The organism is Geomonas sp. RF6 (genome assembly GCF_021044625.1).
Taxonomy (GTDB): Bacteria; Desulfobacterota; Desulfuromonadia; order Geobacterales; family Geobacteraceae; genus RF6.
In genome coordinates, this window is sequence record NZ_CP087999.1 from 1,264,908 (window position 1) to 1,289,580 (window position 24,673).

At 63.7% G+C, this 24,673-nt stretch carries 21 protein-coding genes, 1 tRNA gene, 1 other RNA gene and 1 pseudogene; all 24 read right to left on the reverse strand.

Features of this window, described 5'->3' with window-relative positions; genetic code table 11:
* Nucleotides 1-232: 232 nt before the first annotated feature.
* The 24 genes and pseudogenes from ftsZ to LPW11_RS05495 all read right to left on the reverse strand — a co-directional run bounded on the left by ftsZ (nt 233) and on the right by LPW11_RS05495 (nt 24,671).
* A complete protein-coding gene (gene ftsZ / locus LPW11_RS05380) occupies nt 233-1,390 on the reverse strand; it encodes a cell division protein FtsZ (protein WP_230997108.1) in 1,158 nt (385 codons plus the stop codon).
* 188 nt (nt 1,391-1,578) lie between these two features.
* Entirely contained in the window at nt 1,579-2,814 is a 1,236-nt protein-coding gene (gene ftsA, locus LPW11_RS05385; RefSeq protein ID WP_230997109.1) for a cell division protein FtsA, read from the reverse strand.
* A gap of 129 nt (nt 2,815-2,943) precedes the next feature.
* Nucleotides 2,944-3,768 (reverse strand): annotated as a pseudogene (locus LPW11_RS05390) (cell division protein FtsQ/DivIB); the annotation flags it as partial.
* A gap of 64 nt (nt 3,769-3,832) precedes the next feature.
* Nucleotides 3,833-4,750 carry a D-alanine--D-alanine ligase gene (locus LPW11_RS05395; protein ID WP_230997110.1) on the reverse strand — a complete coding sequence of 306 codons (918 nt, stop codon included), beginning with the start codon at nt 4,748-4,750 and terminating at the stop codon, nt 3,833-3,835.
* Nucleotides 4,751-4,883: 133 nt separating this feature from the next.
* A complete protein-coding gene (gene murB / locus LPW11_RS05400) occupies nt 4,884-5,798 on the reverse strand; it encodes a UDP-N-acetylmuramate dehydrogenase (protein WP_230997111.1) in 915 nt (304 codons plus the stop codon).
* Nucleotides 5,798-7,177, reverse strand: coding sequence for a UDP-N-acetylmuramate--L-alanine ligase (gene murC, locus LPW11_RS05405; RefSeq protein WP_230997112.1), 1,380 nt, complete (start codon nt 7,175-7,177; stop codon nt 5,798-5,800). The genes murB and murC overlap by 1 nt, the downstream gene beginning before the upstream one ends.
* Before the next feature lie 87 nt (nt 7,178-7,264).
* On the reverse strand, nt 7,265-8,338 hold the full coding sequence (gene murG / locus LPW11_RS05410) for an undecaprenyldiphospho-muramoylpentapeptide beta-N-acetylglucosaminyltransferase (protein WP_230997113.1): 1,074 nt from the start codon (nt 8,336-8,338) through the stop codon (nt 7,265-7,267).
* Nucleotides 8,335-9,441 (reverse strand): putative lipid II flippase FtsW, encoded by a 1,107-nt coding sequence (ftsW, locus tag LPW11_RS05415; RefSeq protein ID WP_269145390.1) that lies wholly within the window; start codon nt 9,439-9,441, stop codon nt 8,335-8,337. The genes murG and ftsW overlap by 4 nt, the downstream gene beginning before the upstream one ends.
* Nucleotides 9,438-10,799: a UDP-N-acetylmuramoyl-L-alanine--D-glutamate ligase gene (murD, locus tag LPW11_RS05420; RefSeq protein ID WP_230997114.1), complete on the reverse strand. Its 1,362-nt coding sequence runs from the start codon at nt 10,797-10,799 to the stop codon at nt 9,438-9,440. Before murD ends, ftsW begins: the two co-directional genes overlap by 4 nt.
* A 207-nt stretch (nt 10,800-11,006) precedes the next feature.
* Complete coding sequence (gene mraY / locus LPW11_RS05425; RefSeq protein ID WP_230997115.1) at nt 11,007-12,083, reverse strand: phospho-N-acetylmuramoyl-pentapeptide-transferase; 1,077 nt, start codon at nt 12,081-12,083, stop codon at nt 11,007-11,009.
* Nucleotides 12,083-13,486: a UDP-N-acetylmuramoyl-tripeptide--D-alanyl-D-alanine ligase gene (locus tag LPW11_RS05430; protein WP_230997116.1), complete on the reverse strand. Its 1,404-nt coding sequence runs from the start codon at nt 13,484-13,486 to the stop codon at nt 12,083-12,085. Before LPW11_RS05430 ends, mraY begins: the two co-directional genes overlap by 1 nt.
* Nucleotides 13,487-13,609: 123 nt before the next feature.
* The gene (locus LPW11_RS05435; protein ID WP_230997117.1) at nt 13,610-15,121 is read right to left on the reverse strand and encodes a UDP-N-acetylmuramoyl-L-alanyl-D-glutamate--2,6-diaminopimelate ligase; all 1,512 of its coding nucleotides are present in this window, start codon (nt 15,119-15,121) and stop codon (nt 13,610-13,612) included.
* A 16-nt stretch (nt 15,122-15,137) separates the two neighbouring features.
* The gene (locus LPW11_RS05440) at nt 15,138-17,114 is read right to left on the reverse strand and encodes a penicillin-binding protein (protein ID WP_230997118.1); all 1,977 of its coding nucleotides are present in this window, start codon (nt 17,112-17,114) and stop codon (nt 15,138-15,140) included.
* Nucleotides 17,111-17,446, reverse strand: a complete 336-nt coding sequence (gene ftsL / locus LPW11_RS05445; RefSeq protein ID WP_230997119.1) for a cell division protein FtsL — start codon at nt 17,444-17,446, stop codon at nt 17,111-17,113. Before ftsL ends, LPW11_RS05440 begins: the two co-directional genes overlap by 4 nt.
* Before the next feature lie 77 nt (nt 17,447-17,523).
* On the reverse strand, nt 17,524-18,462 hold the full coding sequence (gene rsmH / locus LPW11_RS05450; protein ID WP_230997120.1) for a 16S rRNA (cytosine(1402)-N(4))-methyltransferase RsmH: 939 nt from the start codon (nt 18,460-18,462) through the stop codon (nt 17,524-17,526).
* Nucleotides 18,463-18,945, reverse strand: a complete 483-nt coding sequence (gene mraZ / locus LPW11_RS05455; protein WP_230997121.1) for a division/cell wall cluster transcriptional repressor MraZ — start codon at nt 18,943-18,945, stop codon at nt 18,463-18,465.
* Between the two features lie 390 nt (nt 18,946-19,335).
* A complete protein-coding gene (locus LPW11_RS05460) occupies nt 19,336-19,662 on the reverse strand; it encodes a hypothetical protein (RefSeq protein WP_230997122.1) in 327 nt (108 codons plus the stop codon).
* 30 nt (nt 19,663-19,692) lie between these two features.
* Nucleotides 19,693-20,283: a hypothetical protein gene (locus tag LPW11_RS05465; RefSeq protein WP_230997123.1), complete on the reverse strand. Its 591-nt coding sequence runs from the start codon at nt 20,281-20,283 to the stop codon at nt 19,693-19,695.
* A 120-nt stretch (nt 20,284-20,403) separates the two neighbouring features.
* Nucleotides 20,404-20,769: RNase P RNA component class A (rnpB, locus tag LPW11_RS05470), an RNA gene on the reverse strand.
* Nucleotides 20,770-20,786: 17 nt separating this feature from the next.
* Entirely contained in the window at nt 20,787-21,503 is a 717-nt protein-coding gene (locus tag LPW11_RS05475) for a zinc ribbon domain-containing protein (RefSeq protein WP_230997124.1), read from the reverse strand.
* A gap of 39 nt (nt 21,504-21,542) precedes the next feature.
* The gene (locus LPW11_RS05480) at nt 21,543-22,661 is read right to left on the reverse strand and encodes a Nif3-like dinuclear metal center hexameric protein (RefSeq protein ID WP_230997125.1); all 1,119 of its coding nucleotides are present in this window, start codon (nt 22,659-22,661) and stop codon (nt 21,543-21,545) included.
* Nucleotides 22,662-22,783: 122 nt separating this feature from the next.
* Nucleotides 22,784-22,860: transfer RNA gene (locus tag LPW11_RS05485), tRNA-Ile, on the reverse strand.
* A 111-nt stretch (nt 22,861-22,971) separates the two neighbouring features.
* Entirely contained in the window at nt 22,972-24,105 is a 1,134-nt protein-coding gene (locus LPW11_RS05490; protein ID WP_230997126.1) for a THUMP domain-containing class I SAM-dependent RNA methyltransferase, read from the reverse strand.
* 35 nt (nt 24,106-24,140) lie between these two features.
* Nucleotides 24,141-24,671: a DUF4337 domain-containing protein gene (locus LPW11_RS05495; protein WP_230997127.1), complete on the reverse strand. Its 531-nt coding sequence runs from the start codon at nt 24,669-24,671 to the stop codon at nt 24,141-24,143.
* Between the last annotated feature and the right edge of the window lie 2 nt (nt 24,672-24,673).

Consider the following 24,673-nt stretch of genomic DNA (forward strand, 5'->3'; position numbering starts at 1 on the left):
TCCATGAGAGAGGTCATGTGACATGTAGGCCGGGATAAGCCGCAGGCGTTCCCGGCGTCGGCGACCAAAGAGCAAATCCCCCCTGCCCCCCCCTTCGCAAAGGGGGGAACGCGAGTTCTCGTGCAGCGCTTCGTGGAAATGTAGTCAAGGTTCCTGGGAGCTTCCCGGAAGAAGTAAAAAAACCCGGCCCCCTGTAGAGGGCCGGGCTGGAAAAGCTCCGAATTGCACTAAACTAGTCGACTGACTTCCGGAGGAAGGTCGGGATATCGTACTGATCTTCGTCGTCCATCAGGAAGGAGCGCTGGCGGGCGACGTGCTCGCGCTGCTGCTTCTCGCGGATGAAGGTCGGGATCTCCCTGTTGATCTCGGAAGCGGAGGGCTTCACCAGGGTCGAGACGTTCTTCAGCTCGTGGCGCCCTTTCTCCAGATCGAAGCGGTCGCCGAAGCCGGTGGCGATCGCGGTGATCTTGATCGTCTCTCCGAGGCTCTCGTCGATGACGAGACCGACGATGATGTTTGCGTCCTCGTGCACCTTCTCGTGGATGATGCGGCTGGCGGCGTCGAATTCGTCCATGGTCATGGCGGACGGTCCGGAGATGTTTACCAGCACGCCCTTCGCGCCGGAGATGTCGATGTCTTCGAGGAGCGGGGAGGAGATCGCGCGGGTCGCTGCGTCAACCGCCCTGTTCTCGCCGGTGCCAAGACCGATACCCATCATCGCCATGCCGCGCTCGCTCATGATCGACTTCACGTCGGCGAAGTCGACGTTGATCATGCCGGACTGAGTGATGAGGTCGGAAATCCCCTGCACCGCCTGGCGCAGCACGTCGTCGGAGGGCTTGAATGCGTCGAGGATCGACATCGACTTCCCGGCCAGGCCGAGGAGGCGGTCGTTCGGGATCACGATGAGGGAGTCAACGTGCTTCTTCAGTTCCTTGATGCCGTCTTCGCCTTTGGCAAGACGCTGGCGACCTTCGCGGGAGAAAGGCTTGGTGACGACGCCGACGGTGAGGGCGCCGATTTCGCGGGCGATTTCTGCGATGACGGGAGCAGCGCCGGTACCGGTGCCGCCGCCCATACCGGCAGCGACGAAGATCATGTCAGCGCCCTTCAGCGCCTCGACGAGCTTCTCGCGATCCTCGATTGCAGCATCGCGCCCAACGTTGGGGTTGGCGCCTGCCCCGAGACCCTTGGTAAGCTGGGTGCCGATCTGGATTTTGATGGACGCCTTCGACATGCGCAATGCCTGGGCGTCGGTGTTTGCTACGATGAAATCGACCCCGGTGATGCCAACCGTAATCATGGTGTTCACAGCGTTGCCGCCGGAACCGCCTACCCCAATTACCTTAATCTTCGCACTCTGGTCGATGCTCTCATCGAAGTGAAACATTCAATATCCCCCTTATCGCCGCCCCCGGCAGATCAAAAAATTATTGGACCTTTTTATACATTTTTTTGGAACGATAGGGAAGCGTAAAATGCAGCAAACAAGCACTTTTTTCGCGGAATAAAGAGAAGGGGACAGGCGCCTTTTGAGGGGGGCCTGTCCCCTTTCAGGGGAGGGTGTTTTTGGCGTTTTTAGAAGAATTCACCGAACCACTCGCGCATCCTTTTGCCGACCCTGCGGAAGACATGGTCGTCGCTTTGCGCGGTCGGGAACTCGTGCACGCCGACGTTCTTGCTGCCGTACACAACAAGGCCGACGCCGGTTGCGTAAACAGGCGAATTAACGACATCCACGAGCCCGCCGATCTTCTGGGGCACGCCGCGGCGCACCGGGAGGTTGAAGATCTGCTCGCCGAGTTCCGGCATCCCTTCGAGGATCGTGGAGCCGCCGGTGATGACGACGCCGGAGGCGATGAGGTCCTCGAGCCCCGATTTCACGATCTCGCGGTTCACCAGGGTGAAGATCTCCTCGACCCTCGGCTCGAGGATCTCGCACAGCAGCTGGCGGGAGAGGACGCGCGGCTTGCGCCCGCCGACGCTCGGCACCTCGATCGTCTCGTCCTTTCCGACGAGACTGGAGAGGCAGCAGCCGTACTTCTGCTTGATCCGCTCCGCCTCCGCCATCGGGGTGCGCAGGCCGACCGCGATGTCGTTGGTGAGGTGGTTGCCGCCAAGAGAGAGGACGGAGGTGTGCTTGATGGCGCCGTCGACGAAGATGGCGATGTCGGTGGTGCCGCCGCCGATGTCCACGAGGGCCACGCCGAGCTCCTTCTCGTCAGCGGAGAGAACCGCCTCGGAGGAGGCGAGTTGCTCGAGGACGATGTCCGCCACCTCGAGACCCGCGCGGTTGCACGACTTCACGATGTTCTGGGCGCTCGCCACCGCGCCGGTGACGATGTGCACCTTCGCCTCCAGGCGCACGCCGCTCATCCCCAGAGGCTCGCGGATGCCGTCCTGGTCGTCGATGATGAACTCCTGGGGCAGGATGTGGATGACTTCGCGGTCCATCGGGATCGCGATCGCCTTGGCCGCCTCGATGACGCGCTTCACGTCCTCGGTGGTGACCTCCCGGTTCTTGATGGCGATGACGCCCTGGGAGTTGAGCCCCTTGATGTGCCCCCCAGCGATACCGGCGTAGACAGACTTGATCTCGCACCCGGCCATGAGCTCGGCCTCCTCGATGGCCTTCTTGATGGAGGCGACGGTGCTCTCGATGTTGATCACCACCCCCTTGCGCAGCCCGCGGGACGGTGCGGTGCCGATCCCCACGATGTCGATCCCCTCTTCCGTGAGGTTGCCGACGATGGCGCAGATCTTGGTGGTGCCGATGTCGAGGCCTACGATCAAATTATCCCGTCTGGTGGTCATGCTCTCCCCCTTTTGCTTCCTTTATATTAGTAAACAGAAAATCATAGCTGCTGGAACCTAGGTAATCGGGTGGGCCGGAGTCGTCTTCTCAGCAACTTTGCTGGTCGGCTGTTCCGTGCTCCCCTGCTGCAACCTTTTCACCACGATCTTGTCCGTGTAGTCGAGATCGATGTAGTCGAGCGCCTGCATCTGCGGCTTCAGATCCTTGTACACTGAGGCGAAGCGGGCGAGCTTCTCCTCGAAGGCGCCGTTGCCCAAGCGGACGGGGACGCCGCTGCTCACCGTGAAGAGGGTGAAGCCGTATCCCTTGTCGTAATGGACCTCCGAGACGTCCTCGAGATTGAAAACCTTCCCCTCCCTCAGCCGGTCGATCAGGACCAGCGCGGTCTTCAGCGCCTCCTTGGTACCTGCGGGGTCTGCCTGCACGTCCTGCGCGTTCACACCGGTGATGAGCGGGTAGTCGAGGCGGTCCCCCTCGACGAGGGTCTTGAAAAGGACACCTTTCGCATCGAGGTAGCAAAGGGTACCGACATTGACGACCGCCTGGGGGGCACGTTCCGAGACCGCGATGGAGAGGGTGTGCGGGAAGTACCGCTTCACCTGCACCTGCTCGATCCAGGGATTCCTGGAGAGCTGCTGCACGATGTCCTTCAGGTGCAGCCCGAGCATGGAGTCACCCGGTTTGATCCCGGCAAGGGTGATGATCTCCTGACGGGAGAGCCGCTTCAGAGGGGAGACCTCCACAGTCTCCAGGCGCAGGAAGGTGGTGTTCTCCACCACTTTCTTCACCTGCCACCCGCCGACACCGAGGGCGCCGCACACGGCAAGCGCAGCTGTCCCCTTTGCAAGCCCCTTCAGGAGCGGTCGCCAGTTGATCGGCTTCCGCTTCTTCGGGACCTTCTTCGCCCGGTTCTGGGGAAGCTGGCGCTTGGTTTTCTTGTGCAGGTCGCGCATGGGAGTTCGGCCCTTCGTTGTCGGACACGTTGGACAGGTCGCCGTCAGACCTGTCGGGTAGCTGTCAGTTTTTCAGTGCTGCCGCGAGGAGAACCCGTTCCACGAGCTCTCCGAATTCGATCCCTGCTCCGCGAGCTATCTCAGGGAGGAGGCTCAGGTCCGTCATTCCGGGTAGGGTGTTCACCTCCAGGATGTAGCTCTCACGGTCTTTCGTGACAAGAAAGTCCACCCTGCTGTAGCAGTCGCACCCCAGCGCCGCGTGGGCGAGCTCACCGAGGCGCAGCACCTCCTGGTAGAGGTCCTCCGGGAGCGGTGCGGGGAAGATGTGCTCGGCAAAGCCGTCGGTGTATTTCGCCTCGTAGTCGTAGAACTCGTTCTTGGGAACGATCTCGATGGCGCCGAGCGCCCGTCCGTCGAGGATGCCGACCTGGATCTCGCGGCCGTCGATGAACTGCTCCACGAGCACCTCGGGGTCGTACTTGAAGGCCTCTTCCAGTGCGGGCTCCAGCCCCGCGCTCTCCTTCACTATGCTCACCCCGACGGAGGAGCCCTCGCGGGAAGGCTTCACCACCACCGGCAGGGGGAAGGGGAGCTCGAGCTTGTCGCCGCGGCGCAGGACTACGTACGGGGCGACGGTGAGGCCGGCGCCCTCGAAGACGCGCTTGGCGTAGACCTTGTGCATGGCGAGGGCGCTCGCCAGGATCCCGGAGCCGGTATAGGGAATCCCCATCAGCTCGAGGAGCCCCTGGACGGAGCCGTCCTCACCAAACCTGCCGTGCAGGCCGATGAAGGCGACCTCTACGCCGTGCGCGGAAAGCTGGCTTGCCAGGTCGCGCCCGGCATCGATGCCGACCGCGTCGTACCCCTTCTCCACGAGGGCCTTGAGGATCGCCGCGCCGCTTTTCAGGGAGACCTCCCGCTCGGCGGAAAGCCCGCCCATCAGCACTGCGATCTTCCTGGTTTTGAGCTCTGCTACTGTCATTTGCTGCTTCCTTTCTGTAGTCCGACTGGTCCGACTGGTCCGACTGGTCCGACTGGTCCGACTGGTCCGACTGGTCCGACGGTCCGACTGGTCCGACTGGTCCGACTGGTCCGACTGGTCCGACCGGTCCGACCTAAAGCACTCCTACTACGCGGACCTCTTCCTCAAGCTCGATGCCGCTCGAGCTCTTCACCCGATCCTTGATCAAATCACAGAGCTTCAGAAAGTCTGTCGCTGTCGCGGAGCCGGTGTTCACCAGGAAGTTGCAGTGCACCTCGGATACCTGCGCCCCCCCGACCTTCACCCCGCGCAGCCCGGCCTGATCTATGAGGCGCCACGCCTCCTGCCCGGGGGGATTCTTGAAAAAACACCCGGCGTTGGGGTACCCCACTCGCTGCACGGTCTTACGGTGCGAGAGGTTTTGCTCCATGACGCGCTCGATCTCCGCGCAGTCACCCTGGTCGAGGGAAAGGATCGCGCTCACCACGATCTCCCCCGGCTCCAGCTTCAGGAAGCGGTACCCGAACTCGAGCTCGCTCTTCCCTCTTTCCCGCACCCCTGCCGCGGTGAGCGTCATCAATGTGTCCACCCTGTCGAGAATGGACCAGCCGTGGGCACCGGCGTTTACCGCTACGGCACCGCCGAAAGTTCCGGGGATCCCCACCATGAACTCGAGCCCGGTCAGGCAGGCGTCGCAGGCGTAGTGGGTGAGCCCGTATGTGGTCACACCCGCCCCCGCCTGCAGCCGGGCACCCGGCAACGTCTCCAGCGCGTTGAAGTGCGCAAGGGAGATGACACACCCGGCGAAACCGGCATCGGCGACCAGAAGGTTCGATCCACCCCCCACCACGATCCAGGGGATCTCTTCCTGGGCGAGCACCGCTACTGCGCTCTGCAGGTCCTCAAGATCGAGCGGCTCGATGAAAAGCTCTGCGGCACCTCCGACCTTCAGGGTGCTGTGCTGCGACATCATCTCGGCGTGGCGCGCTTCGCCGCGCAGCCCGTCCGCGACCCTGTCCAGCCCGTCCTGCCAGGGGGTGCGCTCCATCACTCGCTCCCGGGGGTGAGCTGCCCGAGGACCTTCTCACCGATCTGCCATACGTTCCCGGCGCCGAGAGTGAGAAGGATGTCGCCGGGTTGCAGGATCTTCAGGAGGTGCTCCGCGAGCGCCTCGCGGTCGGAGATCCAGGTGACGTCCTTCTGTCCGTGGCGGCGGATCCGCGCCACGAGGCTCTCCGCGGAGATCCCCTCGATCGGAGCCTCCCCCGCGGGGTAGATATCGGTGAGGATCAGCACGTCGGCGTCGTAGAACGCCTTCACGAAATCCTCAAAGAGCTCCTTCGTGCGGGAGTAGCGGTGCGGCTGGAAGACCACCACGAGCCGCTTCTCCCATCCGGACTTGGCAGCGGCAAGAGTCGCCCGCACCTCTGTGGGGTGGTGCCCGTAGTCGTCGACGACCATGATGTCGTTCGCGGAACCTTTCAGGTGGAACCGGCGGCCGACGCCGCGGAAGGCAGCGAACCCTTCCTGGATCTTCTCGAAGGGGATGTCGAGCTCCATCGCCACCGCGATCGCGGCGAGGGCGTTCAGCACGTTGTGCGCGCCCGGCATGGCAAAGGAGATCTCCCCGAGCCGCACACCCTTGTGGTGCGCCACGAAGGTGGTGGTGAAGCCGGAAAGGCGCACGTCGGTGGCCCGGAAGTCGGCCTGGGCGGAGAGTCCGTAGCTCGTGAAGCGCTTCTGCACGCGCGGCAGGATGTCCGCCACGTTCGGGCTGTCGAGGCAAAGGACCGCAAGGCCGTAGAAGGGGACCTTGTTGATGAACTCCACGAAGGTGTCCTTGATCTCTTCGATCCCGCTGTAGAAGTCGAGGTGGTCCGCGTCGATGTTGGTGACCACCGCAATGGTGGGGGAGAGCTTCAGGAAGGAGCCGTCCGACTCGTCCGCCTCCGCCACCAGGAATTTCCCCTGGCCGAGCCGCGCGTTCGTCCCGATGGAGTTGAGCCGCCCGCCGATCACCATCGTCGGGTCGATCCCCGCCCTGGACAGCAGGGTCGCCACCATGGAGGTGGTGGTGGTCTTCCCGTGGGTCCCGGCAACAGCGATCCCGTACTTCATGCGCATGAGCTCGGCGAGCATCTCCGCCCTGGGGATGACCGGGATGAAGCGGGCGTGCGCCTCCACTACCTCCGGGTTATCCTCGTGCACCGCGCTGGAGATGACGACGACGTCCGCCTCCACCACGTTCTCGCTGCGGTGGCCGAAGAAGATCTCTCCCCCGAGCCCGGCGAGACGCTGGGTGATTTCCGTTTCGCGCAGGTCCGAGCCGGAGACCTTGTAGCCGAGGTTCAGGAGGACCTCGGCGATGCCGCTCATGCCGATCCCCCCGATTCCAACAAAGTGAATTTTCTCGATCTTTCCGTACATCAATACTCCAATCCAAAGGCATCCGGCGGCACCCGCCGCTCAGCCGTCTCTTCGCCACCCCCTCCCGGCAAAGGGAGGGGCAATTTCTTAATACCCCCGCACCATCCGGGTCACGATCACCTGCGCGGCGTCGAGGTGGGCGAGCTTCTTCGCGTTTTGCCTCGTCTCCTCCAGGAGTTCCGGCTTTTCCATGAGGGCGGTGATCTCCCGCGCCACCCGTTCTCCGGTGAGTTCCTTGTCGAGGATCATGAAGCCGGCACCCTTCTCCACCAGCGACTCCGCGTTTTTCCTCTGGTGGTCGTCCGCGGCGTACGGGAAGGGAACGAAGATGCACGCCTTGCCGCACGCGGTGATCTCGGCGATCGTCGTCGCCCCTGCCCTGCAGATGATGAGGTCGGCGGCGCCGTAGGCCGCGGACATGTCGTCGATGAAGGGCTTTACCTCGGCGTCGAAGCCGTTCGCGCGGTACCCCGCCCGCACCTCTTCCAGGTCCTTCTCCCCCGTCTGGTGGGTGATGACCAGTCTCTCCTTCACGGATAAGAGGTGCGGCAGTGCGGCCACCAGCGCGAGGTTCACGCTGTGCGCCCCGGCGCTCCCCCCGAAAACGAGGACCCGGAAGGTGGAGGCGCTCTCCTCGTCCTGCCCTTGGAATCCCCAGAGGATCTCCTTGCGGATCGGGTTTCCGGTGAGCACCGTGCTGTCCGGCGGGAAGAAGGTCGCCGCCTGTTCCATGGAGATGAAGACGCGCCGGGCGAAGCGGCCAAGAAGCCTGTTGGTGAGCCCCGGGATCGCGTTCTGCTCGTGCACGTAGGTCGGAATCCCCAAGGCCCGCGCCGCGAGGAGGACGGGCGCCGAGGCGTAGCCGCCGACCCCGAGGACGAGGTCCGGCCTGAACTTTCTCAGTATCTTTTGGGCCTGCAGGCAGCCGAAGAGGAGCCTGCCGCCGCTTTTGACCTTCGCCACCGCGCCGAGCCCCTTCACGCCGCTTGCGGAGATCAGCGCCAGCCGATAGCCGAGCCGGGGGACCATGCGTGCCTCGATGCCGCGGCTCGTCCCGACGAAGAGGACCTCGTTCCCCGGCGTCGCCAGGAATTCCTCCGCCACCGCTATCCCGGGGAAAAGGTGGCCGCCGGTCCCCCCCCCTGCCACGATGAGCCTCATGAGGGGAGCCCCTTCATGCGCGAGGAGACGTTCAGGAGTATCCCCACGGCGGTGAGGGAGATGATGAGGGAGCTTCCGCCGTAGCTGAGAAAGGGGAGCGCGAGCCCCTTCGTCGGGAGCATGCCGCTCACCACCGCCATGTTGATGAAGGCCTCAAGCCCGAGAAGCACGGCGATTCCGAATGCGAGAAAGCGACCGAAGTTGTCTTCGGCCGCTATGGCGACGCGGATGGAGCGCTGCACCAGTAACAGGAACATCGATGCGATCACCAGCACCCCGACCAGCCCGAGTTCCTCGCCGCATACGGAAAGGATGAAGTCGGTATGCGCCTCCGGAAGATAAAAGAGCTTCTGCTTCCCCTCGCCGAGCCCCTGTCCGAGGATCCCTCCGGTGCCGAGCGCCAGCCAGGACTGGATGATCTGGAATCCCGCGTTCGTCGGGTCCTTCCACGGGTCGAGGAAGGCGGTGATGCGCCGCATGCGGTACGCCTCGGAGACGACGAGGTAAAAAACGCCGGGAAGAGCGACCACACCCATGCCGAGGATGTAGCGCGGCTTTGTTCCCGCGGCAAAGAGCATGGTGATCGCCACCGTCCCCATGGTGAGCGCCGCCCCCATGTCGTGCTGCTTCAGGAGTATCACGATGAAGGCGCCGAGTATCATGAGGTACGGGAAGAAGCCGGTGCTGAAGTTGCGCAGCTTCTCCTGCCTCTTGTCCAGCGAGTACGCCATGTAGATGATGAGGGCGACCTTCGCAAGCTCGGAGGGCTGGAAGTTGAAGCCCGGCAGCCTGATCCAGCGCGACGCCCCTTTGGCCGCCCCTCCGATCCCGGGGATGAAGACGAGGATCAGCAGGAAGAAGCAGGAAAGGAAGAGGGGCACCGCCACCTTCTTCCAGACGTGGTAGTCGAGCTGCATGGTGAAGACCATGGCGGCAAAACCGGCCGCGGCGAAGATCCCCTGGCGCTTCAGGAAGTAGAAGCCGTCGTGGTACTTCTTCGCCGCCATCACCGAGGAAGCGGAGTAGACCATGACCACCCCGAAGCAGGTGAGGGTCACCGCCATGACGAGGATGATGATGTCGAACCCTTCCGGACGCCTCACTTATCCCCCTCGGAGTCGCCGGAGAGGACGAGAGCGCGGTATTGCAGCGCGCGGTCCTCGTAGTCGCGGAACATGTCGAAGCTGGAGCAGGCCGGTGAGAAGAGGACGATGCCGCCGGACTTCGTGACAGCGCGGGCGGTGGAGACCGCCTCCGCGAGGGTCGTGGCGAGGTGGGTGTCGGTGAGGGCGCCAAGGGCCTCGTTCATCCGCTCTTTCGCCTCGCCGATGAGGATCAGGTGGCTCACCCGCTCCTGCACCAGGGGAGCCAACGGCTCGTAGGAGCCCCCCTTGTCCTTCCCGCCGGCGATGAGGGTGATGCCGCCGGGGAAACTCTCCAGCGACTTCACCACGCTCCCCACGTTCGTCCCCTTGCTGTCCTCGTACCAGGCGACGCCGTTTTGCTCCGTGACGAACTCCATCCGGTGCGGCAGCCCCTTGAACGAGGTCACGGCGGCGTAGGCGCATTCCCCCTCGCAGCGCATGAGGAGCGTGGAGGCGAGGCTCGCCATGATGTTGTCGAGGTTGTGCACCCCCTTCAGCCGGATGCCGTCGGTGCCGAAGCGGAGCACCTTCCCCTGGAAGGAAAAGGTGATGAAGCCTTCCTGGTACCAGATCCCCTCCTCAAGCTCCTTTTGGCGGCTCATGGGGAAGACGCGGGCCTTCAGCCGGGGGGCGCAGGCCGCCACCAGCGGGTCGTCGATGTTCAGAACAGCGAAGTCCTCCGCCCTCTGGTTCTCGAAGATGCGCAGCTTCGCGTCGATGTACTCCTGGTACGTCTCGTAGCGGTCCAGGTGGTCCTCGGTGATGTTCAGGAGAACCGCGACGTTCGGGCGGAAGCTCTCGATCCCCTCGAGCTGGAAGGAAGAGAGCTCCACCACGACGCGGTCGACCCGCTCACCGGAGGCGGCGAGCTCGATCAGGGGATTGCCGATATTGCCGCCGACAAAGGTGTCGAAACCGCAGTGCCGGAAGATCTCCCCGGTAAGGGTGGTGGTCGTCGTCTTGCCGTTCGTCCCGGTGATGGCGACGATGGGTGCTTCGATGAACCAGGAGGCAAGCTCCACCTCGCTCACCACGCGGCGCCCCTGGGCCACCGCCATCGCCAGCGGCTTCAGGTCCATCGGCACGCCGGGGCTCACCACGATGAGCTCCGCCATGAGGAAGGTGTGGGCGCTGTGTCGCCCGAGCTCGTAATTTATGTCGAGGTCTTTCAGCTGCTCCAGCACGGAGGCGAGCTGCTCCTCGTCGCGCATGTCGGTCACCGTGAGATGCGCGCCCCGCTCGGCGAGGAAACGGGTGACCGCCACGCCGGTGCGGGCGAGTCCTACTACCAAAATATTTTTGCCCTGGAGATCCATCTGGTTCCTTCTCTGCCTTCTGACTGCGGCCGGCGCGGAAGCACCGTGCCACTGCACCTACAAACTCGTGCGGGCACGCCCGGTGAGCGCGCCCTAATTCGCTTTGACCCTTCCCGGCCGGGAAAAAAGCGGCACTATACTACCTGAAAATTCCGGTGATTTCCCCCAGAAAAAGGGTGACATCCCAAACTTTTTTTCGCGCCCTTTTCAGCGCATCTTCATGGTGGAAATTGCCACCAGCGCAAGGATGATGGTGATGATCCAGAAGCGCACGATGATCTTAGGTTCAGCGACCCCCTTCAGCTCGAAGTGGTGGTGGATCGGGGCCATGCGGAAGATCCTCTTGCCGCGGTACTTGTAGCTCCCCACCTGGAAGATCACCGAGAGCGCCTCCACCACGAAGACGCCCCCTACGATGACGAGGAGTATCTCCTGCTTGGTAAGGACCGCGAGGGTCCCGAGCCCGCCCCCGAGCGCGAGGGAGCCGACGTCCCCCATGAATACCTCGGCAGGATAGGCGTTGTACCAGAGAAATCCGAGCCCTGCGCCGACCATGGCGCCGCACACGACGGCGAGTTCCCCAGAGCCGGGGACGTACGGTATCTGCAGATAGCCGGAGAGGCGGGCGTTACCTGCGATGTAGCAGAAGAGAAGGTAGGTCGCTGCGTTTATCGCCACCGGACCGATGGCGAGGCCGTCGAGCCCGTCGGTGAGGTTCACCGCATTGCTCGCCCCCACGATGACGAGGGTGGCAAAGGGGATGAAGAGGATGCCGAGGTCCGGATGGACCCTCTTGAAGAAGGGGAAGTAGAGCTGGGTGGAGAAACCGGGGAGGTTGTACAGGAGTATCCCCACCGCGCCCGCGAGGAGGACCTGGCCGACCATCTTCTGGCGCGGCGAGAGCCCCTTCGGGTTTTTCTCCACCACCTTCTTGTAGTCGTCGAGAAAGCCGATAACCCCGTACCCTGCGATGACGAAGAGGGTGATCCACACAAAGACGTTGGTGAGATCGGCCCAGAGGAGCGTCGGCACGATGATGGAGAGGAGGATCATCACCCCCCCCATGGTGGGGGTCCCCTGCTTCTTGAGGTGCGACTCCGGACCGTCGGTGCGGATAACCTGGCGCGCCTGGAGCCCCTCCAGCTTCTGGATCACCCAGGGGCCGACGAGGAAGGAGACGACGAGCGCTGTGATCATCGCGTAGATGGAGCGGAAGGTGAGGTACTTGAAGACGTTGAAAAGCTTGTAGTCCGAGGCGAGCGGGAAGAGGAGATGATACAGCATTAGTGGTTGTCCCCCTGTACCTTTGCGTCGTATGCCTGGCGCACGCCCTGCGCTACCCGCTCCATTTTCATGCCGCGCGATCCCTTCACGAGGACGCAGTCCCCCTCGCCGAGGTGTATGAGGAGCGACTCGAGGATCTCCGCGTGATCTTTTCCCACGAGGACCCGGTCATGCGGAAGCCCCGCCTCGATGGCGCCTGCGGCGACCGTTTCGGCCATGTCACCGAGGAGGTACAGCCGGTCGACGCATCCGGCTGCGGTGCGCCCGAGCTCGCGGTGAGCCGCCGCGCTCGCCTTTCCAAGCTCCAGCATGTCGCCGAGTACCGCGTGGATGTGCCCGCCCCCGTTGATCTCCGTGAGCGTGGTAAGAGCCGCACCCATGGAGGCCGGATTGGCGTTGTAGCTGTCGTCCACGAGGACGACGCCTGAGAGATCCTCCAGCTGGAACCTCTTGTCCGCGGGGGTGAATTCCTCCAGCCCCTTCCTGATGAGCTCCCCCTCCACCCCGAGCGCGGAGGCGGCGGCAGCAGCCGCCAGCGCATTGTACACGCTGTGCCTGCCGAACGCCTTCAGGTGGATCTGGAATTCATCTTCAGGCAGGCGAAGGGTAAAGCTCTCGCCGCGAACGCCCAGACTCTTTATGGAGGCGGAGCTTACCTCCGCGCCGCGCAGGCCGAAGGCGAGACTCTTTACCCCGAGCGGGATCGGGAGCTTGGAGATCAGCGGATCGTCCACGTTGTACACCGCCCAGCAGCCGTCCTTCAGGCGCAGGAAGAGCTCTCCCTTCGCGCGGGCCACCCCCTCCACACTCCCAAGGGTCTCCAGGTGGGCGGAGAAGGCGTTGGTGATGATCCCCACTTTAGGAGCGGCGATCTCAGCCAGGCGGTCGATCTCCCCGAACTCGCTCATCCCCATCTCCAGGACTGCCCAGCGGTGGCGACCGTTCATGCGCAGCACGGTGAGGGGGAGGCCGATGAGGTTGTTCAGGTTCCCCTCGGTCTTCAGCCCCGGCCCCGTCTCGGAGAGGATGCGTGCGAGCATCTCCTTCGTGGTGGTCTTGCCGTTGCTGCCGGTGACCCCGACGACGGGAATGTCGAAGCGGCTGCGATGCCAGGCGGCGAGATCGCCGAGGGCGCGCAGCGTGTCTTTCACCACGACTGCGGGAACCGTCCCGGGGAGGGAGTTGCCGGCGAGCCACCCCTCTTCCACGAGGATGATGGAGGCGCCGCGCTCGAGAGCGGTGCCGATGAAGGCGTGCCCGTCGAAGCGCTCCCCGCGCAGCGGGATGAAGAGCTCTCCGGCTGCAACGCTGCGGGAATCGGTGGAAACGCCGCCGGCGAGGGCGTTTCCCTCGCCGCGAACGGTGCCGCCGGTCGCCTCGGCTATTTCAAATAAGCTGAACATCTATCTCTTTTCTCCACTGTCACGTGCCCCCTCCGTCGGAGGGAATGATCCCTGAAGGCTACACCCTGTACCACTGTAAGCTTACCTCAGCTCGAGTCGCCGAAGAAGCGGAATTTCAGCGGGTTACCCCCGCAGCGCGAGTGCCGCGGCGGCTTCCTCGCGATCATCGAAGTGGTGCTTCGTGGTCCCTATGATCTGGTAATCCTCGTGCCCCTTCCCGGCGAGAAGAACGATGTCCCCCCTGCGGGCAGCGGCAATGGCGAGTTGTATCGCTTCCAGGCGCGACTCGATGACGGTGAACCCCTTCTCCGAAAAAGACCCCGCCTCTTCAGCGGAGTATTCCTTCGTACCGGCAGGGATCCCCCCCCTCACATCGGCAAGGATTGCGGCCGGGTCTTCGGTGCGGGGGTTGTCCGAGGTGATGACGGTGAGGTCGCTGTAGCGCGCGGCGACTTCCGCCATGATCGGCCTCTTGCCGCGGTCCCGGTCCCCGCCGCAGCCAAAGACGGTGATGATCCGCCCCGTTTTCAGCTCGCTCACTGTGGAAAGGACGTTCTCCAGCGCGTCTCCCGTATGGGCGTAGTCCACGAGTACGGTGATGCCGTGGTTGTTGTCGACCCGCTCCAGCCTGCCGGGGACCTTGCTGTGGGAGGTAATCCCCAGGCGGATGGCATCGGTCGGAAGGCCCAGTGCCAGCCCGGCGCCCACGGCACCGAGGATGTTGTACAGGTTGAACCGGCCGAGGAGGTCGGAGGTGATGCGGATGTCCCCGGCGGGGCTCACCACGGTGCAGCTGATCCCCTCCACCGAGAAGTCCACCTCCTTCACCGTCAGCTCCGCCTCGCGGTGCACAGAGTATCCGAGGACCGGGCAGGTCGCCTGGGCGGCGATCTCCGCGCCGACCGGATCATCCAGATTCACCACCGCGGTGCGCTTCGGCTTCGCTCCCTCCGGTGTCAGGAGGTCGGTGAAGAGGCGCAGCTTGCTGCGGAAGTACGAATCCATGTCCAGGTGGTAGTCGAGGTGGTCGCGGGTCAGGTTGGTGAAGATCCCGACGTCGAAGAGGCAGCCATCTGCACGGTGCTGCTCCAGGCTGTGGGAGGAAACCTCCAGGACCGCCGCGCGCGCCCCCCGGTCGGCGAGTTCCCTGAGGATCCTCTGCAGGTCGACCGATTCCGGTGTGGTGTTCGGAGCGGGGAGGGAATAGTCACCGAGGCGGTAGCTCACGGTGCCGAGAACGGCGCAAGGGAACCCCGCCTGTTCCAGGATTCCCTCGACGAGATAGCTCGTTGTGGTCTTGCCGTTTGTCCCGGTGATCCCCACTACCGGCATGGCAGCGGACGCGTTTCCGTAGAAGGCAGCGGCCATGAGGCTCATGGCGAGGCGGCCGTTTGCCACCTGCACCACCGTCTTTCCCGGAAGTGACAGCGGCGATTCGGTCACCACCGCGACCGCGCCTCGCTCCAGCGCCGCCGGAACAAAATCGGTGCCGTCGCTCTTCACACCGCGCAGGGCGAAGAAGACCCCTCCGGGCTGCACCTGCCGGGAGTCGTAGTAGAGGCCCGAGACGGCGAGGTCGAGGGTTCCCGTCACCGACAGCGGCTCCATGCCGAGCAAAAGTTCCTGAAACGTCATGATTCCCCCAACTTTTCTAGGCCGACGGTACGAAGCGCACCCAGACCGGATCGTGCGGCGTGATGTGGCTTCCCGGCGCCGGGTTCTGCTCCACCGCCCTGCCGCTCCCCTCCAGCTTCACGTTCAGTCCGCTCTTTTCCATTATGCGCAGAACCTGGCGCATGCTCATACCCCTGAAGTTCGGCATGACCCCCGCCTCCCCTCCGTCGACGGTGCCACCCTCCACCATCTGCTCCGTCTGCACCGGCGGTGCAGGGACCGACGGTGCCGTTTCCGGCTTTTTCTTCGTGGGTGCTCCCTTGTCCACCGGGACCTTCAGGTAGCAAAGGGCCTGCTGCGCGATGGCGCTGAAGGCAGGTGCCGCCACGACGCCGCCGTACGGGCTGGTGCCCGGCTCGTCCACCACCACGAGGATCGTCAGGCGCGGCTGCTCCAAAGGGACAAAACCGACAAAGGACGCAGTCCTCTTCGTGGCGGAGTAGCCGCGGGTGACCGGGTCGACCTTCTGGGCGGTGCCGGTCTTTCCTGCGACGCGGTACCCCTCCACGGCGGCGTTCGTGCCGGTCCCCCCCTCGATGACGACCCCTTCCAGCATGTGGGCGACCGTCTTGGCGGTCTGGGCCGAGACGACCCGCCTTTTCACCTGCGGCGCGCACTGCTTCACGACATTGCCGCTGTCGTCGAGGATGCGGTCCACCAGGTACGGTTTCATGAGCTGGCCGCCGTTTGCTATCGCGGAGACGGCAGACGCTATCTGCAGCGCTGTCGCCGAGACACCCTGCCCGAAGGAGATGGTGGCGAGGTTGATCGGGTACCACTTGTCCTTCTGGCGCAGGTACCCTCCCGCCTCTCCGGGAAGGTCCACGTCGCTCCTGTCCCCGAAGCCGAAGCCGATGAGCGCGTTGTAGAGGCGCTCGGCCCCGAGCCGGCTCCCTATCTTCGCGGCCCCGATGTTACTGGAGTACTTGAGGATCTCCGGCACGCTCAGCGCCCCGTAAGGGTGCGTGTCGTGGATCGTGCGCCCCGCGTACTGGTACGACCCGTTCTCGCAGTTGAAGCGCTCCCCGGCGGAGATGACGCGGTGCTCCAGTGCGGCTGCCACGAGGAACATCTTGAAGGTGGAGCCGGGCTCGAAGGTATCGGAGATGGCGCGGTTTCTCAGCGCCCCCGGAGGGTACTTGAAATAGGTGTTCGGGTTGAAGGTCGGATAATTCGCCATCGCCAGCACCTTGCCGGTGTCCGGCTCCATGACTATGGCGATCCCCCCCTTGGCCCTGTTCTTCTCAACCGCCTGGGCGAGCTCCTTCTCCGCGATGTACTGGATGTTCTTGTCGAGGGTGAGGTAGACGCTGCTCCCCTTGGAGCCCTGCTTCGACTCCCCCCCCTTCAGGTCCACGTCGCGCCCGAGGGCATCCCGCTCGGTCACCAGATAACCGGTGTTGCCGAGGATGGTGGAGTCGTACTTCTTCTCTATCCCCTCCAGCCCGCCGGGGTCCATCCCGGTGAAGCCGACCACGTGGGCGGCGACTTCGGAATTGGGGTAGAAGCGCTTGCTCTCCTTTACAAAGCCGATCCCTTCCAGCCCCAGCGCCTTTATGTGCGCCGCCAGGTCCGGGGTGATCCTGCGGGCGAGCCAGACGAAGTTCCTCGCCCCTTTAAGCTTCGCCTCGAGTTCCGGCGCGGTCATCCCGATGAGGGGGGCGAGCTTTGCGGCAGCGGTCGGAATGTGCTCCATGTTGCGCGTCTCGGCATAGCAGGAGTCCATCTCTATCGACACCGCCAGCGGAGCGCTGTTCACATCGTAGATCCCCCCCCTCCCGGGGGTAAGGGAGACTATCCTCTGGTGCTGGCGCTCCGCGAGCTTCACCAGACGATCCTTTTGCAGCACCTGCAGGTAAAAGAGCCTCGTGGTTACCAGCAGGAAGAAGACGCAGAAGAAGAGGGCAACCGAGCGCATCCTTACCCGCGCCCATTTATCCCGCTTCTCCATCATCTGACGATGATCACCTGCTGGTCGGTCGGAAGTGCCAGCCCCAGCTCACCCTTTGCCAGCGACTCGATGCGCGCGGGGTTTTTAAGCGAGGCGACTTCCACCCTGAGCCTCTTGTTGGCCTGCAGCTCTTCCTTGTAGAGGCGGGAGGCCTCCGAGATCTTCAGGTTGAGGTCGATCACCTCGACCCTCGACCAGACGTGGAAGATCGAGACCAGCGTCAGAAGGACCATGACGGCGGTGAGGTACGGGAAGACGTTCCAGTTCTCCCTGACTACCGCGCCGGTGCGCGCCGGTGCTGCGACTTTCCCGTAGGCGACTTTGGTGTGTGCCATGCTTTTATATCCTCAGGTTGGGTTTGTATCTATTTCAAGCGACCGGTGCGGAGACCGGGGAGCTGCCGCATCGGGTGCTACACCCTCTCGATCGCCCTCAGCCGCGAGCTGCGCGCCCGGGGGTTTTCGGAGAGCTCCTTTTCCTGCGGGCGCAGCGGCTTTCCGGTCAGCACCTTGTACTGCGGGGTTCTGCCGCACACGCAGATCGGGAGGTCCTTCGGGCAGGTGCAGCCGGTGGCTGCGGCGCGGAAGCGCTCCTTCACGATGCGGTCCTCCAGGGAATGGAAGGAGATCACCACCCCTCGCCCCCCACGCTTCAAGAGCTTCAGGAGTGCCTCCACCCCTTCCTCGACGCTGGCGAGCTCCTCGTTCACCGCGATGCGCAGCCCCTGGAAGGTCCTCGTCGCCGGGTGGAGGCGCTCTTCCCACTTCGCCTTCGGTATCGCTCCCTTCACCACATCGACAAGCTGCATCGTCGTCTCGATGGGGGCGATGTCGCGCTGCTTCACGATAAACGACGCTACCCGCTTCGCCCAGCGCTCCTCACCGTACTCGGAGATGATGCGGCAGAGCTCCCCCTCCGGGAGGGTGTTCACGAGATCTGCGGCACTCGGTCCGCGGCTCCTGTCCATGCGCATATCGAGCGGCGCGTCGGTCTGGAAGGAGAAGCCGCGCTCGTCCTGGTCGAGCTGGTGGGAGGAGACGCCGAGATCGAGGAGGAAGCCGTCGAGTTCGCTGATGCCGATCTCCGGGAGACGGCTCGCCGCCTCCGAGAAGTTGCCGTGAAAGAGGTGGACCCGGGAGCCGTATTTCGCCAGGCGCTCCCCTGCTGCGGCGAGCGCCTCGACGTCACGGTCGAAGCCGATGAGGATCCCGTCCGGGGCCGATGCCTCCAGGATAAGGGTCGCGTGGCCGGCGCCGCCGAGGGTGCCGTCCAGGTATACTCCGCCGGGGCGCGGCGCGAGTTGCGCCAGCACTTCCTCCGGGAGCACCGATATGTGATGAAAGTCCGCCATTTATAGTCCGAGGGCGGCGAGCGCCGGGGAATCGATCGGGAAGTTCTCCTCGTCCTGACGGCTCACCTTGTCCCACTCAGCAAGGCTCCAGACTTCCGCCTTGTTCAAAAGCCCGACAAAAAGGATCTCCCTGTCGAGAAACGCGCTCTTTCGCAGATCGCTCGGCACGAGCACGCGCCCGAGCTTGTCCGCCACGCACTCCACCGCGGGGGCGATGATCCTGCGCTTCACCGCGGCAAGCTCCGCCGAGCCGAGCCCGAGTGAGGCGCCGGACATGAGCTTCTCCTCCAGGGAGAGCCACTCCTTGTAGGGGTAAATCGCCAGCCCCGAGGAGTAGAGGCCGTTTGCCAGCCGCACCGGGTTCGAGTTGGTGAGGAAAAAACGCTCGTCTCCGAAGGTTTCCACGAGTACCTCGCGGAACTTTGCAGGGAGGCTCGTCCTCCCCTTCGGATCGATTGTCGTCTCGAATTTTCCCCGGAACATACACACCTTGCCACTTTATACCACTATTTACCACATTTTGGGCATGAACTATACGGCAGGGGAAGTGCGATGTCAAGGCAAAACTGCCCGGCAAAAAGTAATTTTTCGGAGCTTTTTTAAGGGGTTAACCTTCGTTCCAGAGGGGGTCGGGGAGGGTGAAATAGGGCAGTCATTCCGGCAGGTTAAAAAAGGTAAACGTAAACAGGATCAATTTTTCCGCAAACGGCTCCGCCGCCCCCCTTCCGACAGGAAAGGAGGCGGCGGCCGGTACGGGTCTGGCGGGAACGGAGTTCGACATGCGGGGGAAGCGGGGGAGCGCTGGGAAGGGGTCCTCAGGATGGAGCCACGACTGGGGGGGGGAGTCGCCGGACTCCCCACGGCGACAGCACCCTATGCTTCCGGCTTTTTCCTGTCAAAGAGGGAGACGACCTTCCCCTTCTTCCCCGCACCCTTCCCGAGCGGCGCCACCGGCTTCACCGGCGGCTCGGGAGAGACGACCTTCTCCAGCATGATCGGGGTCCCCCCCATGGTGAAGGGAGCCCCGTTCACCTGGCTCTCGTCGAGTATCCAGGTGTAGGTCTGCAGCGGAATGGTAAGGACGAGGAGCTTCACTTTCCACCACCCGGGCTTCACGTCCGGGCTCACATCCTCTATTCTCGCGTAAAAGGCCGGCTTTTCATCAATGTGCGCCAGCACCAGATCGTTGATTGTTGCCATTATGCCTCCACTTTGGTTCGGAAAAAATCATCACTCATTGCATTGCATGGAAAGGGGGGTCGCCGCGCCTCCCCCGGAGATTACGAGAGGGGCGGGGGCGGCATCCTCGCCGGAGAGGTCGAGGAGTGCGCCGTGGAGGGAGCGGCCGGGAAAGAGCTCCTCGATCTGGCGGTAGATCTCGCGAAGCTCCCGCTCCCCCTGGTAGAAGCGGGCCGTGTCCCCCGCGGGGAGGAGATCCTCGATCGCCTCGCAGTTGAAGGTGATGCAGTTGAAGGGGCGGTAGGCGGGGGGCATGAGGCACCCCTCGACCGCGAGGTACGGGCAGGCGCCGTTGCCAAAGAGAGGGGTAAAGAGCGGCTCTCCCGTCACGAGGTAGACGAGAAGGTCGGCGTTGCGGAAATGGTAGCGCCCGGAGGCGCAGCATGCCCCGCGGCAGGCGGCGCATGTGGCGGCGGCATCGACCTGCTCCACCAGCGCCTGCATCGCGCTCTTCCGCGCCATGAGGTGGCAGGCGAGGGAATGGAGCTCTCCCCTCTTCTCCGGGGAGAGACGCACGAAGGCCTCCTGCACCCTCGCCACACCCGCACCCCACGCCTTCACGTTATCCGCAGTATTGCGCATCGTTTCCTGAACAAAAACGGCCACGGAGGGTTCGACCCCGCATGGCCGGGAAAGAGCCGCCGCCCCCCTGACTGAAGGAGGGGGGACGGCTCTGCTTTTCAGCTGATAAAGAACTAGTTTGGCCGAAGCAGCCCATAAGCCGGGTTCTGTTCCCGCAGCGGGTTACCCTCACTGCGGGCGATGGTCATTCATCTAGGACCGCCGTTACCGACGGCCTCAAGCAACCAACCCGGAAGCACGGACGGGCCGTCCTTGACGCTTCCCTATTTGGTCTTGCTCCTGGTGGGGTTTACCTGGCATCCGACGTCGCCGCCGGATCCGGTGAGCTCTTACCTCACCCTTTCACCCTTACCCGCCGAGGCGGGCGGACTTCTCTCTGTGGCACTTTCCCTGGGGTTGCCCCCGCTGGACGTTATCCAGCACCATGCCCTGTGGAGCCCGGACTTTCCTCCCCCTCGAAGAGGCGGCGGCCATCTGGTCTGCTCCGGCCAAAATCGTGCGAGCTACCCTTCCTGCTGCGGCCTCATCACCAGGATGCGCTGGCAGTGCGGGCAGGTGATGACGTCGTCCTGGCGGAAGAGGGTGTTGTAGAGCTGCGGCGGCAGGTGCATGTTGCACCCCATGCAGTTCCCCTCGCGCGCCTCGACGACCGCGACCCCGCGGCGCTGCTCCCGAAGACGGGTGTAGCGCTTCACCACGGAGGCGGGGAGAGCGGAGAGGGTCGTCTCGCGGGCTGCGGCGTCGGCGGCGATTCTCGCCTCGAGCTCGTCGACCTTCTGCTTCACCTCCGCCTGCTGAGCCGCCACGTTCGCCTCGAGCTGGGCCAGATCGCTCTCCTTGCGGGCGATGTCGCCGCTTATCTCTTCAAGGGCGGTGATCTTCTGCAGGATCTGCTCCTCCAGCTCCGAGATGAGCTTCTTCGCCCCGGAGATCTCCTTCGACACAGCCTGGTACTCCTTCTGCGTCTTGATCTCCCTCAGGTTCGTCTCGGACCTGGTGATGTTGTCGTTTTCGGTGGAAAGGCCCGCCTCCAGCCCCGCCTTCTCCTCTTCGAGGATCTGGGCGCTCTGCCTGCGCTCCTCTATCTTGCGACGCGAGTCGGCGAGCAGCGCCTCCAAGGTAGCGACTTCCCTCAGGAGCTGGGCCTTCTCTCCGTCCAAACCGTCGATCCGCAGATCCATCTCCTGTAACTCGTACAGCGACCTCAACTTGTTACGCAAAATCTGCCTCCCATCATTTTTTTATGCAAACGGGAATACTCACAGGTAGCTGAAAGGCTCCCTCTCTCCCTTAAATGCCGTAACTTCCGCTTCGAACCTCTTTGCCGCGAGTGCTTCCCGCAGCGCCTGTGCCATGGCATCCACCATGGGGTACTCCGTGGCGAAGTGCCCGGCGTCTATCACCGCGACCCCGAGGGCCTCCGCGTCGCGCGCTTCATGATACTTGAGATCCCCCGTCACCAGGAGATCCGCCCCTTTTCTCGCCGCCTCCATGAGGAGGGACGATCCGGACCCGCCGCAGAGGGCGACCTTGCGCACGCTCCGCTCCGGGGAGCCGACCAGGCGCAGGGCGGGGGCGCCGAGCCTCTCCTTCACGATCCCCGCAAAGGCTGCCGCAGGGAGCGCCTCGGGAAGTGTCCCGATCCTCCCGATCCCGAGCGCCTCCCCCCTGTTCAGGACGGGGTAGAGGTCAAAGGCGGGCTCCTCGTACGGGTGCGCCTTTTTCAGCGCGGCGAGAGCGGGGGTGAGGAGCTCCTTGCGCACCAGGAGCTCCAGGCGGCTCTCCTGCGCGGCCTCCGGCGTCCCCACCTTCCCCAGATACGGGTTCGCACCGTCAAGGGGGGTGAAGCGCCCGACACCCGCTCCCTGGAAGGAGCAGTCGCGGTAGTTGCCGAGATGGGGGGAGAACGGGGAGAGCCCCTTCAGGAGCGCCTCCTCGTGCCCCTCCGGCACGAAAACCACGAGCTTCAGGAATTCTTGGGAGGCGGTCACCTTCAGCGGCTGAGGGTCCTGCACCCCGAGGCGCGCCGCCAGAAGGTCGTTGACGCCGCCGGAGACGATGTCGTAGTTCGTGTGCAGCGAGATGACGCCGAGATCGTTCTTGATGGCGAGAAGGAGGAGGCTGCCGACTTCGTCAGTGGCCACAATCTTCTTTAGCGGGGTGAAGATGAAGGGGTGGTGGGTCACCAGGAGGTTGCATCCTGCCTGGACTGCCGCCTCAATCGCGGGGCGTCCCGGGTCGAGCGCGGTCATGATCCGGTTCACACTAGCCGCAGGGTCCCCGACCTGGAGCCCTACGTTGTCCCAGCTCTCCGCGAGGTGCAGAGGAGCTATTTTGTTAGTGATTCCGACTATATCTGAAAGTCTTGGTGTTATCATCGCCCACAAAAGAAAAAGAGTGCATCCTTATCGGCGTGCACTCTTTCTCTCCACACTGCGTGTATTTTTTCGTCTGACCAGGTGCTTTAAGGGCATCCCCACATCATCCTACTTTTTATAGATGGTGGGCCCACCAGGACTCGAACCTGGGACCGACCGGTTATGAGCCGGTAGCTCTAACCAACTGAGCTATAGGCCCTAAAGCGAAATTAAACACTATGCCAAAAACTCCAAAGTGTCAAGCCCTTTATTCCCCGCAGCCGCTTCCGGCGCGCCTTTGCGGGTGAGGGGGGTCTCTCCCCCTCTCCTTTTAATATAACTCGTACTTCAAAAGCCTGCACTCGATCGGCCCGTTGAAGAGGACGATTCTTCGGGAAGCGCGCAGCCCCACGGACTTCGCGAGCTCCAGGTTCCCGGTGAAGAGGTACGCCGTGTACCCCTTGCAGCGCTGCTTCATGACGTCGCCGATCTCCTTGTACAGGGGCTTCAGCGCCTCCTGCTCGCCGAGGCGCTTGCCGTAGGGAGGGTTGAAGATCATGACTCCCGGCCCGGGGGGCGGGGAGAGCTCCGCTATCGGGAGGCGCTGCAACTCCAGGTGATCCGCCACCCCGGCGCGGCGGGCATTTTCCCACGCCATGGCGACGGCGGAGTGCGAGATGTCGCTCCCCCCGACCGGCGCCGGCAGCGCGCCCAGCATACCGTGTCGCGCCTCGTCCAGAAGCCCCTGCCAGAGCGTCCTGTCGAATCCGGGCCAGCGCTGGAAGCCGAAGCGGCCCCGCAGGAGGCCGGGGGGAACCCGCAGGGCCTTCAGTGCCGCCTCGATGGCGATCGTCCCGGTGCCGCACATCGGATCGACGAAGGGTGTGTTCCCCTCCCAGCCGGAGAGCTCCACAAGCGCCGCCGCCAGGTTCTCCTTCAGAGGGGCCTCGTGGCGCTCCAGCCGGTAGCCGCGCCGGTCCAGGGGGTAGCCCGAGGTATCGAGGCTCACCGTGCACCGGTTTCGCACGAGGTGCACGTTCACCCTGAGGTCGGGGTCCTTCGTGTCGACGCTCGGGCGGCTGCCGCGCTGCTCCCTGATCTGGTCCACGATGGCGTCCTTCGTCTTCAGCGCCACGAAGCCGGAATGGGTAAGCGCGGAGTCGCGCAAGTTGCAGTCGACGCAGAGGGTCATCTGCGGCGTGAGGTATTCCCCCCACTCCACCCCCCTGATCCCGTCGTAAAGCTGCTGCGGCGACTCGCACGGAAACTCCGCGACCGGCATGAGGATGCGGCTGGCGCATCTCAGCCAGAGATTGGCACGGTAGGCGCTCGAAAGGTCGCCGCGAAAGCGCACACCGCCGTTTTCCTGCGACACGGAGGAAACCCCGAGGCGTACGAGCTCGGCGCCCAATACCTCTTCCACACCCTTGGCCGTACTGGCGAAAAACTCTCTCTCTTTTATCATCCCTGCCTTTTCTCCCTCTTTCCTGTCACGGTTCCTCACATGAAGAGGAAGAAGCCGTTTGCAAACTGCACGATGCCGTAGCACCCTACGACACACCCGCCGATCCAGAGCCAGCGTTTCTTCAGGAGCGCGGCGATGGAGGAGAGGAGAATGGCAATCTGCAGGAAAATGACGGCGACGCCGAAGGCCTGCCCGTGACGGGTCGCCTCATCTCTTACCTGCTCAAGGCGCTTCGCGTCCTGCTCGATCTTCTTTTTCTCCTCCTCGTACTTCGCCACCTTCCTCCCGTATCCTTCAATTTTCTCACGGTAGCGCGCTTCCGTCGCGGGGTCCCGGTGCACGGTCTGCAGCTGCAACTCCAGCTGGTCCTTCTGCATCTCGTTTAAGTACCCCTTGATGCTCTTCGACTGGTAGTACGCCCACTGGTCCGAGGCCTGGGTTTGGCTAAGGAGGGAGCGCGAGGAGAAGCCGCCCCCCTTGAAGGTGGCCATGGTGGCGCATACCGCCAGGATGACGGTCGTGAGGGCGAGATAGTTGAGCCACGGTTCTTTCTTTTCTTCAGACATCC

What these genes read in the sequence shown, in the direction of transcription:
- LPW11_RS05440 (WP_230997118.1), bottom strand. Translation starts at nt 17,114, where the DNA reads ATGATGGAGAAGCGGGATAAATGGGCGCGGGTAAGGATGCGCTCGGTT.
- ftsZ (WP_230997108.1), bottom strand. Translation starts at nt 1,390, where the DNA reads ATGTTTCACTTCGATGAGAGCATCGACCAGAGTGCGAAGATTAAGGTA.
- LPW11_RS05490 (WP_230997126.1), bottom strand. Translation starts at nt 24,105, where the DNA reads ATGATAAAAGAGAGAGAGTTTTTCGCCAGTACGGCCAAGGGTGTGGAA.
- LPW11_RS05495 (WP_230997127.1), bottom strand. Translation starts at nt 24,671, where the DNA reads ATGTCTGAAGAAAAGAAAGAACCGTGGCTCAACTATCTCGCCCTCACG.
- ftsL (WP_230997119.1), bottom strand. Translation starts at nt 17,446, where the DNA reads ATGGCACACACCAAAGTCGCCTACGGGAAAGTCGCAGCACCGGCGCGC.
- LPW11_RS05465 (WP_230997123.1), bottom strand. Translation starts at nt 20,283, where the DNA reads ATGCGCAATACTGCGGATAACGTGAAGGCGTGGGGTGCGGGTGTGGCG.
- LPW11_RS05435 (WP_230997117.1), bottom strand. Translation starts at nt 15,121, where the DNA reads ATGACGTTTCAGGAACTTTTGCTCGGCATGGAGCCGCTGTCGGTGACG.
- murC (WP_230997112.1), bottom strand. Translation starts at nt 7,177, where the DNA reads ATGTACGGAAAGATCGAGAAAATTCACTTTGTTGGAATCGGGGGGATC.
- ftsA (WP_230997109.1), bottom strand. Translation starts at nt 2,814, where the DNA reads ATGACCACCAGACGGGATAATTTGATCGTAGGCCTCGACATCGGCACC.
- rsmH (WP_230997120.1), bottom strand. Translation starts at nt 18,462, where the DNA reads ATGGCGGACTTTCATCACATATCGGTGCTCCCGGAGGAAGTGCTGGCG.
- LPW11_RS05460 (WP_230997122.1), bottom strand. Translation starts at nt 19,662, where the DNA reads ATGGCAACAATCAACGATCTGGTGCTGGCGCACATTGATGAAAAGCCG.
- murG (WP_230997113.1), bottom strand. Translation starts at nt 8,338, where the DNA reads ATGAGGCTCATCGTGGCAGGGGGGGGGACCGGCGGCCACCTTTTCCCC.
- mraY (WP_230997115.1), bottom strand. Translation starts at nt 12,083, where the DNA reads ATGCTGTATCATCTCCTCTTCCCGCTCGCCTCGGACTACAAGCTTTTC.
- murB (WP_230997111.1), bottom strand. Translation starts at nt 5,798, where the DNA reads ATGGAGCGCACCCCCTGGCAGGACGGGCTGGACAGGGTCGCGGACGGG.
- murD (WP_230997114.1), bottom strand. Translation starts at nt 10,799, where the DNA reads ATGGATCTCCAGGGCAAAAATATTTTGGTAGTAGGACTCGCCCGCACC.
- LPW11_RS05395 (WP_230997110.1), bottom strand. Translation starts at nt 4,750, where the DNA reads ATGACAGTAGCAGAGCTCAAAACCAGGAAGATCGCAGTGCTGATGGGC.
- mraZ (WP_230997121.1), bottom strand. Translation starts at nt 18,945, where the DNA reads ATGTTCCGGGGAAAATTCGAGACGACAATCGATCCGAAGGGGAGGACG.
- LPW11_RS05430 (WP_230997116.1), bottom strand. Translation starts at nt 13,486, where the DNA reads ATGTTCAGCTTATTTGAAATAGCCGAGGCGACCGGCGGCACCGTTCGC.
- LPW11_RS05480 (WP_230997125.1), bottom strand. Translation starts at nt 22,661, where the DNA reads ATGATAACACCAAGACTTTCAGATATAGTCGGAATCACTAACAAAATA.